The sequence below is a fragment of the Caulobacter sp. P1_B12_2 genome (genome assembly GCF_056406675.1).
The window spans coordinates 1-14168 of record NZ_JBFTZS010000006.1 but is presented as its reverse complement, the minus strand read 5'-3'; the positions used below and the strand labels follow the sequence as shown (position 1 = coordinate 14168).

The window sequence follows — 14168 nt, the reverse complement described above, 5'->3', positions numbered from 1 at the left end:
CCCTCAATATCGGATCAAAAGACGAGGTAATGTCTATGTCAATTCTTTTGGTAACTAAGGAATTATTGGTAAATGAAACCGTTATAACTGTGTAAATCATACATTTCGGGATATGGTATATTATCTGTTATCCTCGTTGCTGAGCGGTTGATCGTCGTGAAGGGGTGGGGCAAGTTGCCGCCCGTCAGAACTGGGCGTCTGTGCGTCCCAGCTGTGCCGATTGGCCAACCGATGCGTTTCAATTTTCTCCGTTCCAAGAACCGCGCCGCCGCGAAGGTCGCCGCCTCGACCGGGGGGCGCCTCGTTTACGCTATCGGCGACGTTCACGGGCGCCTCGACCTGATGGACGACTTGCTGGACATCATCGCCGCCGACGTTGCGTCGCACGCGCCCAAGGAGCGGCCGGTACTGATCTTTGTAGGCGACTACATCGATCGCGGCCCGGCCTCGAAGACGGTCATCGACCGGCTGATCGGCCTGAAGCAGGTGTGCGAGCGCGGGAGCGGCTTCGAGATCCGAACCCTGATGGGCAATCACGAGCAGACCTTGCTGCAGTTTCTCGACTCCGCGGAGGTCGGCCCTTCCTGGGTCGAGTTCGGCGGGGGCGAGACCTTGGCCTCTTACGGCGTGACGCGGCCGCCGGGGCGTGGCGACGCCGACAGCTGGCGCGCGGTCCAGGAGCGGTTTCGCGAAGTTTTGCCGGCTGAGCATCTGGCGTGGCTGCGGGCGCTGGAGCTGTCGGCCCGCTACGGCGACTACCTCTTCGTGCACGCCGGCGTCCGCCCCGGGGTCCCGTGGGACCTTCAGGAGTCCGAGGACCTGCTGTGGATCCGCAACGACTTCCTGACCCTGCCGCATCGTCTCGACTGCGTGGTCGTCCACGGCCATACGCCGGACGACGAACCGTTCGTCGGTCGCGATCGGATCAATGTCGACACGGGCGCCTATGCGACGGGCGTCCTGACCGCCGTTCGCTTGACTGAGAGTCCGCCAGCTGTGCTCCAGGCCCGAAAGTCTCTTCGCGCATAGCGCTTCGCCTTGTCCGCGTCACATACACATGCCATGACGGCGACCATAGGGACTGACGTAATCTTGAGAACACTTACCCGATGACTACTGCTCGGCGTTTCTGGAACCGCGTGACGCTGTCGCTCGTCATTGCCCTGGTCAGCTTGCAGGCGGCTCCGGCCCTTGCGCAGGACATGACTCCCTTTCCGCCGCCGGCCGTTTCCGGCACGCCCGCACCCGCCATGCCCGCGGCTCGACCGGCGACGGACCCAACGATCGCCACGGCGACGGACACAGACTACCGTCTGGGTTCGGGCGACAAAGTGCGGGTGACCGTCTACGGCGAGCCCGACCTGTCGGGCGAATTCTTCGTGACCGGCAGCGGTCTGGTCTCCCTGCCGCTGGTCGGCGAGGTGAGGGCCGCCGGCCTCAAGGTCGGCGAGTTCCAGGAAGCGGTGCAGAAATCGCTCAGCGACGGCTACCTCAAGGAGCCCCGCGTGAGCGCCGAGGTTCTCGGCTTCCGCCCCTTCTATATCCTAGGCGAAGTGACCAAGCCCGGCACCTATCCCTATACGTCGGGCCTCACCGTGTTGAACGCCGTGGCGACCGCCGGCGGCTACACCTATCGCGCCGACAAGAAACAGGTCTACATCAAGCGCGACGGCGCGACGACCGAGGTCAAAACGACCTTGGAGCCGTCGACCACCGTTGCGCCTGGCGACACCATTCGCATCGGCGAACGGTTCTTCTAGTCACTCGGGCGCGATTTCGTGCCTGCTCGTCAACTGGGCCGACCCGCCCAAAGCCGTGGCGCTCGCACCGGAGCTTTCAGGTCCGCGCTCTCCTCCCGAGCGTTTCCGGTTGTTTGCGTCGCGGAGTTGGGCGACGAGGTTCGTAACTGCCTTTGTCCCGCTACATTGAGCGGGGTTTTTGGAATGGGGATGCTATGCGCGTAGCGATGATCGGCACCGGCTATGTGGGGCTGGTGTCTGGGGCGTGTTTCGCCGATTTCGGTCACGTGGTGACGTGCATCGACAAGGATCCGAACAAGATCGAGCGGCTGGAGAAGGGTGAGATCCCGATCTTCGAGCCGGGGCTGGACGACCTGGTGGCGCGCAACGTGCGCGAGAGCCGGCTGTTCTTCACCCTGGAAGGCGCCCAGGCGATCAAGGAGGCCGACGCGGTGTTCATCGCGGTGGGCACCCCGACCCGGCGCGGCGACGGCCATGCCGACCTCTCTTACGTCTATGCGGCCGCCGAGGAGATCGCCGGCCTGATCGACGGCTTCACCGTGATCGTCACCAAGTCGACCGTGCCGGTCGGCACCGGCGACGAGGTCGAGGCGATCATCAAGAAGGCCCGCCCGGACGCCCAGTTCGCCGTGGTCTCCAACCCCGAGTTTCTGCGCGAAGGCGCGGCGATCGAGGACTTCAAGCGTCCCGACCGGGTTGTGGTCGGCACCGAGGACGAACGCGCCCAGGCGGTGATGCGCGAGCTCTACCGCCCGCTGTCGCTGAACGAGACGCCGATCGTCTTCACCGGCCGCCGCACCAGCGAGCTGATCAAGTACGCGGCCAACGCCTTCCTGGCCATGAAGATCACCTTCATCAACGAGATGGCCGACCTGTGCGAAAAGGTCGGGGCCGACGTGCAGCAGGTGGCCCGCGGCATCGGCCTGGACAAGCGCATCGGCGGCAAGTTCCTCAACGCCGGTCCGGGCTACGGCGGCTCGTGCTTCCCCAAGGACACCATCGCCCTGGTGCGCACGGCCCAGCAGTACGGCGCGCCGGTCAAGCTGATCGAGGCCACCGTCGCGGTCAACGACGCGCGCAAGAAGGCCATGGCCGAGAAGGTCGCCGCCGTTCTGGGCACCGACGACCTGTCGGGCAAGACCGTCGGGGTGCTGGGCGTGACCTTCAAGCCCAACACCGACGACATGCGTGACGCCCCCAGCCTGGACATCCTGCCGGCCCTGATCGCCAAGGGCGCCAAGGTCCAGGCCTTCGATCCGGAAGGCGCCAAGGAAGCGGCTCACATGCTGCCGGGCGTGACGTTCGTGGCCGGCCCCTACGAGGCCGCCCAGGACGCCGACGTGCTGGTGATCATCACCGAGTGGGACCAGTTCCGCGCCCTGGACCTGGAGCGCCTCAAGACCCTGCTCAAGGCCCCCGTCATCGTCGACCTGCGCAACGTCTACAAGCCCGCCGAAATGGTCCGCGCCGGATTCACCTACGCCTCCATCGGACGGGGCGCATGAGCGACGGGCCGGTCATCGTCACCGGCGCCGCCGGCTTCATCGGCATGCACGTGGCCGAGCGCTTGCTCGACCGCGGCGAGACGGTGATCGGCGTCGACGTCTTCAACGACTATTATGACCCCGCCCTCAAGGCCGCCCGCGCCGCCCGTCTCGACGGGCGGCCGGGCTTCACCATGGTTCGCCTCGATATCGCCGACCACGCGGCGGTGATGGACCTGGTCAGGTCCAGCGGCGCAAAGCGGATCGTCCACCTGGCCGCCCAGGCCGGGGTGCGCTACTCGATCGACAATCCGTTCGCCTATCAGCGCTCCAACCTGGCCGGCCACCTGTCTTTGCTGGAAGCCGCGCGCCACAACGGCGTGACCCACCTGGTCTACGCGTCGTCCAGCTCGGTCTACGGGGATCGCCCGCAGTCCCTGGCGGGCGGCGAGGGCGCCGGCTTCAAGGAGAGCGACGCGGTCGACGCGCCGGTGTCGCTGTACGCCGCCACCAAGCGCGCCAACGAGCTGATGAGCATCAGCTACGCCAAGCTGTACGGCTTCCCGATGTCGGGCCTGCGGTTCTTCACCGTCTACGGACCGTGGGGCCGTCCGGACATGGCCTATTACGGCTTCACCCAGAAGATCCTCAAGGGCGAGCCCATCGAGGTCTATGGCGAGGGCAAGATGGCCCGCGACTTCACCTATATCGACGACATCGTCGACGGGATCGTCGGCGTGCTGGACAACCCTCCCGCTCAGGGCGGCCATGAGATCTACAACATCGGCGACAACGATCCCGTCGGCCTGATGGAGATGATCACGACGCTGGAAAACGCCATCGGTCGCGAGGCGGTCAAGATCATGCGCCCGATGCAGCCCGGCGACGTCACGGCCACCTATGCCGACATTTCCAAGCTGAACACCCTGACCGGCTACAAGCCGAAGGTGAAGCTGGCGGAAGGCCTGGGGCGGTTCGCCGAATGGTGGCCGACGTTTCACGGCAAATAGTCCCCATCGCCGCGGCGATGTAATAGACGCAGGACGGGCGGATGGCTGAAATCGCACCGACTTTGTCGACCGATCCGGCGCAGCCCGAGCGGCAGAAGCTCGACTGGCTGCAGTGCGGTCGAGCGGTCGCGGCCATTTCGGTTTGCTGTTTTCATGCCTCCGAGCGTGTGATGAAACATGCTCAGGATCTCGCGGGCTTCGGGATCTTTCAGTTCGGCAAGCTGGGCGTCGATCTGTTCTTTGTCATCAGCGGCTTCATCATCTTCTACATTCATTCCCGGGACATCGGCCGGCCGGAGACGCTGAAGCGCTACGCGTATCGCCGCGCCACCCGGATCTATCCGCTCTATTGGCTGCTGTTCGCCCTGGTGATCCCACTCTACTTCGTCGTGCCCAGCGCCGGCGACGGCACGGCGCGGGATGTCGGCAGCCTAATCCGCTGCTTTTTCCTGCTGCCCAACTTACCGGGCGGGCAGATCATCGGCGTGGCCTGGACGCTGGTGTTCGAGGTGTCGTTCTACGCGATCTTCTCCCTGCTGATCCTCAGCCGGCGGATCGGGGCGGCGCTGATCGCCCTCTGGGCCGTGCTGATTGTCGCCAACACAGCCGGGCTCATTAACGCCCAGGGCTATGCGGCGCCCTTCCTCAGCCCGCGCTACTTCGAGTTCGCGGTGGGGGCCGGCGTTTACTATCTCAGCCAGCGCTGGCGGACGCGATGGGCCCTGACGATGTCGATGGTCGCCATGGTCGTCCTGTTTGCAGGCGGGCTTGTCTGGCCGGCCTTCGCCGGTGTGCTTTCGAACCTGACCGGTCAGGTGCTGGTGGCGGGACTACTGTGCGGCGCGATCGTGTTCGGCCTAGTGACGGCGCGTGGGGCGTCGCCCGAGACCTCCCTGGCCGGGCGCGTACTGACGGCGCTGGGCGACGCGTCCTACTCAATTTATCTCACCCACTGGCTGATCGGCTGGATCGCGGATAAGGCGTTCATCAAGCTGCACCAGACCTCGCCGCTGGCGTCGACCATCTATTTCCCGATCTTGGTCGGCCTTATGATCAGCGGCGGCTATCTGGTCCACGTGACGGTGGAGCGTCGCCTGATGGCCTTCTTCGCCGAGGCCTGGCGGCGTAGAACAGAGGCGGAGCGCCAGCGCCGTGAACAGCCGGCGGTCTAGCCGCTCAGATTGGCTCAGCGACTGGCTGGGCAGTCGTCCGAAGGCGCGCCGCCGACCGCGAAGTGCTGGTCGCAGAGCCAAGTCTCCAGTCGCGTGCGCCCGTCGGCGGCCGTCGTCGATGGATTCCTGGGAACCTGGGCCACGCGACGTGTCACGATCTCGAAGCGGCCGGTCTCGGGCGGACTGTCGACCACCTTCTCCTCGCCCGCCTGGATTTGGTCGATCAACCGCCGGTCGGTCGGATCGCGGTCGGCTGGCCGAGCGCCGGCATGGCGCAGCACGTCGATCTTCACCATTTCGACGGCCTTGAGCGGCCAGCCCCTGGCCCAGATCGGCGGCTCCCGCGCCAGTACTAGTCCTGGCCCCACCCTGATGTCCTGGCCCCAAGGCCCGATCTCCATCTGGTTACCTTCGACGAAGATGCGGTCTGCGGTGTCCTCGCCGGTCAGCCCCATCGGGATCAGCACCCCTGCGATGGTCTTCTTGGTGTTGGGTCCAGCCTCGACGACATTGTTGACCACGCTGGCGAGGGTCGGAGCGTCCGAGCCTCGGTTGTAGAAGTGGATCGCATTCTGGCCGGGATTGACGATGTAGTTGTTGGCCACGAAGGCGGAAGTTCCTTTGCCCATCACGGGGTTGCGGAATACGTTGCTGGCCAGCAGGTTACCGGTAATCGCCACCGTCTGGACGTTCGCGCCGATTAACAGGCCCATAGAATGGTGGCCCTTCGGGTGCCCGGCGTTGTTTAGAGCCTCGGCGATGATGCTGTGGCGCACGGTGACCTGTCGGGTTGTGGGGTACCAGAGGCTCATGGCCTCATCGACCGACCAACTGGCGCTGACGTTTTCCAAGCGCACTTGGTAGGAATGGTTGTCGTCGCCCGAGCTGGAATTGCCGTCGATGCTGATCGCGTCGCGGTTGCCGTTGATCTTAACCGAGTCCGAGGGTCCTGAGCGTACCGCGATATGCTGGATCACCACGTCGTGGGTGCGGATCCGTACCGCTGCGTGCCAAAGGCTGATGCCGGGCGTGGGCGCAGTCTGACCGGCGACGGTCACGTAGGGCTCGTGGATCTTGACGTCGCTCTCTAGGTTGATCGCACCGCCGACGTCGAAGACAATTACCCKCGGACCCTTGAGGTCCAGCGCCGCCCGCAGCGAGCCCGGCCCGTCGTCGTCCAGGTTGGTGACGTGAATGATCTGGGTCTCGGTCGCCAGCCCGCCCTTGGTGCTGGCGCCAGCCACGACGGCATCGACGGCCGGGGCTGCGTTCTCAGGCCGGGCAAAGGCGGGCTGGGCAAGCGCCAGTCCTAGGGCGCTGAAGATGCAGGCCTCGACTAGACGGCCAGGAGCCGCTGCTGGGGTCGCCATGAACAAGCCTCGGCCAAATGCGCACCCCGCAGCAGGTCCTGAGCTTCGCCGACGGTTTGGTCCGTTTTGTGTCCTCACGCCCAGCGTCCGGACTTCATTCGTCGACCGAGACGGGCGCCTTCTTGCCGAACTTCAAACCCGACAGCAGCGGCTGGATCTCGTCCTTGATCTCCAAAACGAACTTGCGGCCTACCACCCACAGGGTGGCGGTGTAGATCACGCCCCCAGCGGCGACCATGCCCAGCATGCGGGGCAAGGGATGGATGTGCTGCAACAGGTGCTCCCTGGCCATATAGAGCACGCCGGCCATGACGACGCTGGCAAGGAAGGTGGGGAAGATGCCCCTGAGGATGTCCATGGGCTCCAGGTCGAGGGCCTTGCGCAGGAAGAATAGGGCGAACGGAATGGCGACATAGGCACGGATGCTGTAGCCCAGCGCCACCGCCTCGGCGCCCCAGTGCACCATGATCAGGGCAATCACGACGTTGATGCCCACGTTGAACAGGCTGTTGAGGAACACAAAACGGGTGCGACCGACGGCGACCAGGGCGGGGTGGGTGAAGGCTAGGACGGTTTGGGCCGCCCCGCCGATGGCCAGCATCGACATAATCGATCCGCTGCTGACCCAGCGCGCGCCGAAGAAGATGGTGGTGAAGTCCGGCGCGATCACCGCGGTGCCCAAATAGACGGGGAAGGCGAACAGGCCGCAGGACTTGATGATCCGCAGATAGGCGCTGGCCAGGTTTCCCCGCTCGTTGGCCCGAGAGAGCGCCGACAGGGCCGTGGTCTGCAGGGGGGCGACGACGGCGTCGTTGATCATGGTGACGGTGCGCGAGCCCACTCGGTACAGACCCACGCCGACGGTGTTGGCGAACACGCCGATGACGATCTCGGCGGTCTTGAGGTTCAGCTTACCTAGGATGGCTGAGCTGCCCAGGTGCGCCCCGTAGGACATCAGCTCGCCTGCGTGCCGCTTCGAAAAGGTGAGCTGCGGGTTCCAGCGCACAGTCGCCCAAAGGGTGATCGATTGGATGATGGAGTTGGCTAGGCGGCTGCCCACCAGCGCCCAGATCCCGAAACCTGAGACGGCCATGCCGACGCCGACCACGCCGCCAGCGATCGTGCCAACCAGCGAGCGATTGGCCAACGCACGATAGCCGAATTGGCGGCGCAGCTTGGCCTCGTGGACGGCGCTAACCGACTCGATGACGAAGGTTAGGGACAGCATCGCGATCACGATCGCGATCTGCTGACCGTAGAAGTGCCCCAGCACTGGCCCAACGGCGGCGCTGAGAATCAGGGCCAGCAGGACCGAGAAGATGATGTTCAGCCAGAACGCCGTGGAGGCGACCTTCTCGTCCCACTCCTCGCCTCGGATCAGGGCCTGGGGAATGCCCGACAGCGCCAGGGCGCGGGAGAGGTCGATGAAGATCGCAGCGAACGCCACCAGGCCGAAGTCAGCCGGGCCCAGGAAGCGGGCGATCACGGCGAACACTAGGAAGCTCATGAAATTGGATGAGCCGCGCCCGACAATCACCCAGAACGATCCTGAAATGAATTGCTTCTTCAGATTCATGGGTCGAGCGCCTCTACAGGTTGAGAGGGTGGTGGGGTAAGCGCCACGGCGGCGTGGACCGTCATGGCCGCCTCGAATCCGGCGATCATGCGTTCAACGGTGAACTGGCGGTCGACCAGAGCCTTGGCGGCGGCGGCCAGGGTTGCGCGGCGGGCGGGGTCGTCGCGCAGGCCGACCAGCGCTGAGGCCCAGGCCTCCGGCTGGCCGATGGGGGCCAGTTCACCGACCCGTTCGCCGGTCCGGGCGTCGGTCAGGGTTTCGCGCTGCTCGGGAATGTCGGCGACCAAGGTAGCCATGCCTTCGTTCATGGCTTCCAGCAACGCATTGCTTTGGCCCTCGAACAGCGAGGTCTGCACGAAGACATCGGAGGCCCTCAGCAGGTCGGGGATGTCCGCGCGGGCGATCGCGCCCAGGAAGCGCACCCGCTCAGCGATCCCGAGGTCGCGGGCCTGGGCGACCAGGACTTCGCGCAGTTCGCCGTCGCCGGCGATCACCACCAAGACGCCGGGCGCCTGGGCTAGGGCCTCCAGCAGCAGGGGATAGTTCTTCTGGGCCGAGAGGCGACCGGCCGAGACCGCGACCAGGCCTTCTGCAGGCAGGTCGAACCTGGCCCGTGCGGCTTCCCGCGTCAGGCCGGACGACGTCCATTCAATGCCGTTGTGCACGACACACAGGCGGTCGCGGTAGGGCTTGGGATAGCGGGAGAACGATTGTTCGACTGCTTCCGACACGCAGACGACGCGGCTGTAGACGCCGATCGAACCAAGCAGACGATCCATGATCCGCATGATCCGGCCGTAGGTGTCTCCGGGCGAACGCTGCGAGGCCACGGCCACGCGCACGCCCGCCAGTCGCGCCGCCGTCAGGGCCATCACATTAGCCAGGGGCAAGAAGGCCACCACGACGTCCGGCTTTTCGCGTCGAATGTCGGCGACCAGCTTCAGGAACAGGCCAGCGTACTGCAGGAGGCTGGGCCGGGGCGTGTCGCGCAGGACGCGATCGAAGCGCAGGTCCAGCGGCACTTCGCCCTTCTTGTAGAGGAACCAGTTTTCGACCGAGTGGCCGCGATGGCGCAACTGTCGCCCCAGGCGTAGGATCGCCTCGGGCGCGCCGGCGACGTTCAGGAACGAGGCGACGCAGATGATCTTCAGAGGTCCGGCGACCATCTTGCTGGTGGCGGGATCAGCCATGCGGGTCGTGCCTCTGAGGCCGCCTCATCGGGAGAGAGCGGCGTGATAGATCCGTTCGATGCGCTCGGCGTGCAGGTTCGGCGCGTACTGGCCGAGACCAGCGCGGGCCGCGGCGGCCATGGCCGTGGCCAACGGCCGATCGCGCAACAGCGTCCGTGAACGCTCGATCCACAGCGGCACGTCGGTCGGCGCCACCAGATAACCGTCTACGCCATCCTGAATTAATTCGGCGACTCCACTGTCGGAGGACATCACGATCGGCGCGCCCGCCTGGGCGGCCTCGAAGGCGGTGCGCCCGAAGGGTTCGCGCTCCGCTGGGGCCAGCACTATGTCGCACGCCGCCATCCAGTCGCCCGCAGGCGTGACGAAACCGGGGCGGATCAGTCGCTTCTCCAGCCCAAACTCGGCGATCTTCTGGTCCAGGATCTGGTCGTAGGGCTCGGCCTTCTTGCCGCAAGCCAAGCCGATAACGGGCGCGCCGTCGATATCTGGCAGGGCATGGAGCACGTTGGCTAGCACATGGGTGCGTTTGCGGACGGTGTGGGCGCCGAACACGCCGATGACCTTGGTCTTCTCGTTCAGGCCTAGCTGGCGACGAATTCGCGCGCGCGCCTCGGCCCGGGCGGCGTCGTCATAGGACTCGATGACCGGATTATATTCGACCACCGACTTGGCCTGGGCCCAGGCCGGCAGGGCGGCCTGATTGTAGCGGGCGATGGCGACGACCTTGGTCGACAGCCGTAGGCCGATGTCGACCGACAGGCTCTTTTTATAGTTGCTGCGCCAGTGCGTGATCAGCGGCAAGCCCGCCAGGGCGGCGGCTGGGGCCCAGGCCCGCAGGCTGGCCAGGTCGTTGACGTGGACCAAGTCCAGCCCGTGCGAGCGTAGGCTCAGGGCCAGTTTCGGCACGGCGGTCAGGTGATGGGGGCGCCAGCGGTCCGGCCGGTCGTCGGTGGCGACGGACGACAGCGGCGGCAGAGCGATGATCCGCATCCCTGCCATCTCACATTCGTCCTTCATCACGCCTTCGCCATGGACCAGGGCGTAGATCTTGTGCCCGCGGGCGATCAGGGCGCGGGCCAGCAGCAGCGACGAGATGCTGCTGCCGCCCATCTGGTCGCCGACATAGGGAAAGCCGATCGAGAGAGGAGATGAAGTCATGTCGCGGGCCTACTCGATATGCAGGTTCGAGCGGACGGGGATCACCTTCAGCCGCCAGTTCTTGGCGACGGCCCGTACCCGGGTGGGGGTGGCGTAGAGGTGGGCCATAATCACCAGAGCCCATGCGAAGTCGCTGTGCCGGAAGGCCACCGTCTCGCTGAAGTTGAAGACGATGAAGGCGAAGACGATCACGAAATATGCCCGCCAGATCTTGTTCCCTGGCTCGACCACGATCCGGCGGATCAGCAGCACCACGGTGCTGATCAGGAAGAACGCCAGGGCGCCGACGCCCAGCAGGCCCAAGTCGGCGAAGGTGTTGATATAGCCGCTGTGGGCATGGTCGGGGATCATCGTCCAGAAGGCTAGGTAGGGCGCCAGCTTGTAGATGCCCCCGGCCTCGGTGAAGAAGGCGCCATAACCGGCCCCCAGCGCCAGATAGTTGTCGACGACGATCGTCTCCACGCCGCGCCACAGCGTGGTGCGGCCCGAGAAGGTGGCGTCGCGGCCCAGCGAATGCAGCAGCATGTCGCCGCCCTCGGTGATCGCGAAGAATAGGATGCCGGTGGCGACTAGGACGATAGTCAGTCGGATGCCCAACGAGATCCGGGGATTACGCAGGAAGTCGAGCAGCGGAATGATGCAGGCCGAGGCCATCAGGATCAGCCAGTTGGTGCGCGATTGCGAGAAGACCAGAAGCACCGCGGCGACCGCCAGCAGGGCATAGCGCAGTCGGGTGTCGGACCGCTTTTCGGTCGTAAACAGCATCGCGATCAGAATGCTCAGGCCACAGGCCCGGCCCAACGAATTCTTGTGGCCGTAGACGCCTTTCCAAGCGCCGGGATTGGCGATGTCGTGGTGGATGCCGTGCGCGGGAGATAGGACCACGTACAGCAGGCTGCAGACGCCGGCGATCAGAAGCACGACCATGAAGCGCCGCATCAACTGCTGCGGCGTGAAGGTCACACGCAGATAGATGCAGAAGGCGCCGGTCAGGAAGTGGGCCAGAGACCGACGGAAGGACACGCCCGGATCGACGCTCCAGCACACCGAGATCACCGGCAGGAGAAAGATGAACAGCACCAACAGGTTGTTGCTGAGCACCCGCATAGTGGCGTCGAGGCGGCGCACCAGCAACACCAGGGCGATCGCGAACGTCGCGATCGTCGCCATCAGTTTGTAGGGGTTAGAGTCGGTGAAGCTCTCGTTGCGGCTTCCCGTTAGGTCGGTAAACACCGGCACCATCGCGCCCGCCAGCAGCAGCAGCGCGAGGATGGTGTAGAAATATTCGGGACCACGCTCTGCGCCGTACGGCGTCTGGACCGGGGTCGGAGGGGCGAGTTGGGGGCTACGCATACGAGGTCTCCGGCCAGGCTTGTCGCCTGGAGCCTGGATGGCGAGTGTCGCTGTCGCGGGTCATGCGTCTTCCAGGACGGAGAGGTAGGTGGAGGTGGAGGCCTCGACGGTAAAGGCCTTGGCGCGGGCCTGGCCCCTGCCGCGCGGTTCGTCCAGCGCCTTCAGGATGCCGGCGGCCAGGGCCGCGGCGTCGTTCACCGGCACCAGCGCGCCATACAGGCCACCTTCGAGGATCTCGTCGGGGCCGCTGGGGCAATCGGTGGCGACCACAGGGGTTCCGCAAGCCATGGCTTCCAGCAGCGCGCCGGGCAGACCCTCGAACCGCGAGCTCAGGGCGTACACCGCCGCGCGCGACATCATCGCGTATGGGTTGGCGTTGAAGCCGGCCAGATCGGCGTGTTCCGCCAGGTCCAGGTCGTCAATACGGGCCTGGAGGGCGGCGCGCTCGTCGCCCTCCCCGATGATGACCAGCCGAATGGGCGCGGTCTGGCGCACCTGGGCGAAGGCGTCGATCAGGACGTCGAAACCCTTCTGCTCGTTCAGTCGACCGGCTGACAGGACGACGGGAGGCGCGCCCGGCGCCAGCCAGGGATGCGCCGGGGTCTCGGCGGCGGCCAGCGTCATGCTATGATCGTAGACCGGATTGTAGATAGCCTTGACCCGTCCGGGCTTGAAACCGGCGTACCGCTCCAGGTCCGTGGCGACGCCCTTGGACACCGCCACGATATCATCGGCCAGGCGATAGAGCGCGGGAACCGTGAAGTAGGTCAGCTTCTCGCGCAGGCCCTTGGCCATCGAGACCTTGAGGCTGATTTGGTTGCGCTCGCTGATCACGATCCGCGTGGGCGAGCGGGAAACCAGCTTGGCCAGGACCGCCAGGATGTTGACGTGGGTCAGCGAGGCCAGCAGGGCCCGGGGCCGTTCCTTGTTCAGGTAGCGCGCCAGGGCGAAGACAGCGTTCAGCACGTGAGGGCGGTCCAGGTCGACCAGACGCGCGCCCTTGGGGATGAGGTCCAGATACTCGCCCTTAGCCTTGACCAGCACCACGTCGACCTCGCGGCCGGCCGCCAGCATGCCCTTGACGAGCTTGAGCGTCACGCGTTCGGCGCCACCGCCGCGCAGGTCGTGCAGCAGGACGGCGATCTTGGAGGAGGTCTTGGCGGACACCGACGCGACGTTTTCTACCATTGACCCTTGGTCTCTGCGCTGGAGCGCGCCGGCGGGGCCGAAGCGGTGAGCATCAGGTATATGGCGTGCGGGTTTGTGACCAGATAACGCCAGGCCAGACGACCCGGCTCCTGCAGCATCCGCCAAGCCCATTCCAGGCCGGCGCTCTGGGCCCAAGCGGGCGCACGGACCGCCTCGCCGGCGAGGAAGGCGTACAGGCCGCCGCAGGTCTTCAGCCAGCCCACCCCGGCCAGGCGCTCGCGATTGGCGACCGACCAGCGCTCCTGTAGCGGCTTGCCCAGTCCCACCCAGAGGACGTCGGCCTCGGAGGCGACGATCTGAGCGCAGACCGCAGCGTCCTCGTCGCGGCTGAAATAGCCGTTGCGTCGTCCCGCCAGCCGCAGTGTCGGATAGAGCTTTTGGATGGCGTCGTAGGCGTTGAGATTCTGCTCTTCGGAGCCGCCCAGGATGTAGAAGCTCAGGCCCGCCTTCATCGCGGCCTCGGCGGCATCGTGGAAGAAGTCGGTGGTGGCGATGCGCTCGGGCAGGCGCGTCCGCCCGGGTAGGCGCGAGGCGAACACCACCGACATGCCGTCGGCGTGCACGAAGTCGGCCTGGTTCATCACGCTGGCGAATTCGGGATCCACGCCGGCCAGGGAAACGCCTTGCCCATTGGACGAGAAGGCCAGCTTCGGCGAAATCGACGCACCGGCCCCGCGCGCGGCGYGCGCCGCCAGGCAGTCGGCCGTCATGCGATCGGCGAACTGCGCCGCAGTGGCGATCACGGTATGGAAGCCGCCGATCGGGACGGTGGCGAAATCAAGGGGACGTGAAGCAGAGGTCACGGTGGTCATCGCGTACTGTCTCATCATCTATCTCGCGGCTACCCTGCGGAAGGACTCCGCTAAGGCCGCACCACATACAG

Annotated in this window: 12 protein-coding genes; 5 read left to right on the top strand and 7 right to left on the bottom strand. The window is 65.6% G+C overall.

The window, feature by feature from the left end:
• The first annotated feature begins 156 nt into the window (after positions 1-156).
• From AC1DZ6_RS00730 to AC1DZ6_RS00710, 5 genes are all read left to right on the top strand, one after another.
• Positions 157-1029 carry a metallophosphoesterase gene (locus AC1DZ6_RS00730; RefSeq protein ID WP_477095291.1) on the top strand — a complete coding sequence of 291 codons (873 nt, stop codon included), beginning with the start codon at positions 157-159 and terminating at the stop codon, positions 1027-1029.
• A 221-nt stretch (positions 1030-1250) separates the two neighbouring features.
• Positions 1251-1760, top strand: coding sequence for a polysaccharide biosynthesis/export family protein (locus AC1DZ6_RS00725; RefSeq protein WP_477095290.1), 510 nt, complete (start codon positions 1251-1253; stop codon positions 1758-1760).
• Positions 1761-1954: 194 nt separating this feature from the next.
• Positions 1955-3265, top strand: a complete 1311-nt coding sequence (locus AC1DZ6_RS00720; protein WP_477095278.1) for a UDP-glucose dehydrogenase family protein — start codon at positions 1955-1957, stop codon at positions 3263-3265.
• On the top strand, positions 3262-4254 hold the full coding sequence (locus tag AC1DZ6_RS00715; protein ID WP_477095277.1) for an NAD-dependent epimerase/dehydratase family protein: 993 nt from the start codon (positions 3262-3264) through the stop codon (positions 4252-4254). The genes AC1DZ6_RS00720 and AC1DZ6_RS00715 overlap by 4 nt, the downstream gene beginning before the upstream one ends.
• A 41-nt stretch (positions 4255-4295) precedes the next feature.
• Positions 4296-5426, top strand: coding sequence for an acyltransferase family protein (locus AC1DZ6_RS00710; RefSeq protein WP_477095276.1), 1131 nt, complete (start codon positions 4296-4298; stop codon positions 5424-5426).
• Between the two features lie 14 nt (positions 5427-5440).
• Here AC1DZ6_RS00710 and AC1DZ6_RS00705 read toward each other — a convergent pair whose 3' ends face one another.
• From AC1DZ6_RS00705 to AC1DZ6_RS00675, 7 genes are all read right to left on the bottom strand, one after another.
• Positions 5441-6802 carry a hypothetical protein gene (locus AC1DZ6_RS00705; protein ID WP_477095275.1) on the bottom strand — a complete coding sequence of 454 codons (1362 nt, stop codon included), beginning with the start codon at positions 6800-6802 and terminating at the stop codon, positions 5441-5443.
• Positions 6803-6890: 88 nt separating this feature from the next.
• Complete coding sequence (locus AC1DZ6_RS00700) at positions 6891-8372, bottom strand: lipopolysaccharide biosynthesis protein (protein ID WP_477095274.1); 1482 nt, start codon at positions 8370-8372, stop codon at positions 6891-6893.
• The gene (locus AC1DZ6_RS00695; protein WP_477095273.1) at positions 8369-9562 is read right to left on the bottom strand and encodes a glycosyltransferase family 4 protein; all 1194 of its coding nucleotides are present in this window, start codon (positions 9560-9562) and stop codon (positions 8369-8371) included. The genes AC1DZ6_RS00700 and AC1DZ6_RS00695 overlap by 4 nt, the downstream gene beginning before the upstream one ends.
• A 24-nt stretch (positions 9563-9586) precedes the next feature.
• Positions 9587-10723, bottom strand: a complete 1137-nt coding sequence (locus AC1DZ6_RS00690) for a glycosyltransferase family 4 protein (RefSeq protein WP_477095272.1) — start codon at positions 10721-10723, stop codon at positions 9587-9589.
• A 9-nt stretch (positions 10724-10732) separates the two neighbouring features.
• Positions 10733-12076 (bottom strand): O-antigen ligase family protein, encoded by a 1344-nt coding sequence (locus AC1DZ6_RS00685; RefSeq protein ID WP_477095271.1) that lies wholly within the window; start codon positions 12074-12076, stop codon positions 10733-10735.
• Between the two features lie 60 nt (positions 12077-12136).
• A complete protein-coding gene (locus AC1DZ6_RS00680) occupies positions 12137-13243 on the bottom strand; it encodes a glycosyltransferase (RefSeq protein WP_477095270.1) in 1107 nt (368 codons plus the stop codon).
• A 14-nt stretch (positions 13244-13257) separates the two neighbouring features.
• The gene (locus AC1DZ6_RS00675; protein ID WP_477095269.1) at positions 13258-14097 is read right to left on the bottom strand and encodes a WecB/TagA/CpsF family glycosyltransferase; all 840 of its coding nucleotides are present in this window, start codon (positions 14095-14097) and stop codon (positions 13258-13260) included.
• Positions 14098-14168 lie beyond the last annotated feature (71 nt).

What these genes read in the sequence shown, in the direction of transcription:
- AC1DZ6_RS00695 (WP_477095273.1), bottom strand. Translation starts at nt 9,562, where the DNA reads ATGGCTGATCCCGCCACCAGCAAGATGGTCGCCGGACCTCTGAAGATC.
- AC1DZ6_RS00685 (WP_477095271.1), bottom strand. Translation starts at nt 12,076, where the DNA reads ATGCGTAGCCCCCAACTCGCCCCTCCGACCCCGGTCCAGACGCCGTAC.
- AC1DZ6_RS00710 (WP_477095276.1), top strand. Translation starts at nt 4,296, where the DNA reads ATGGCTGAAATCGCACCGACTTTGTCGACCGATCCGGCGCAGCCCGAG.
- AC1DZ6_RS00690 (WP_477095272.1), bottom strand. Translation starts at nt 10,723, where the DNA reads ATGACTTCATCTCCTCTCTCGATCGGCTTTCCCTATGTCGGCGACCAG.
- AC1DZ6_RS00725 (WP_477095290.1), top strand. Translation starts at nt 1,251, where the DNA reads ATGCCCGCGGCTCGACCGGCGACGGACCCAACGATCGCCACGGCGACG.
- AC1DZ6_RS00700 (WP_477095274.1), bottom strand. Translation starts at nt 8,372, where the DNA reads ATGAATCTGAAGAAGCAATTCATTTCAGGATCGTTCTGGGTGATTGTC.
- AC1DZ6_RS00715 (WP_477095277.1), top strand. Translation starts at nt 3,262, where the DNA reads ATGAGCGACGGGCCGGTCATCGTCACCGGCGCCGCCGGCTTCATCGGC.
- AC1DZ6_RS00720 (WP_477095278.1), top strand. Translation starts at nt 1,955, where the DNA reads ATGCGCGTAGCGATGATCGGCACCGGCTATGTGGGGCTGGTGTCTGGG.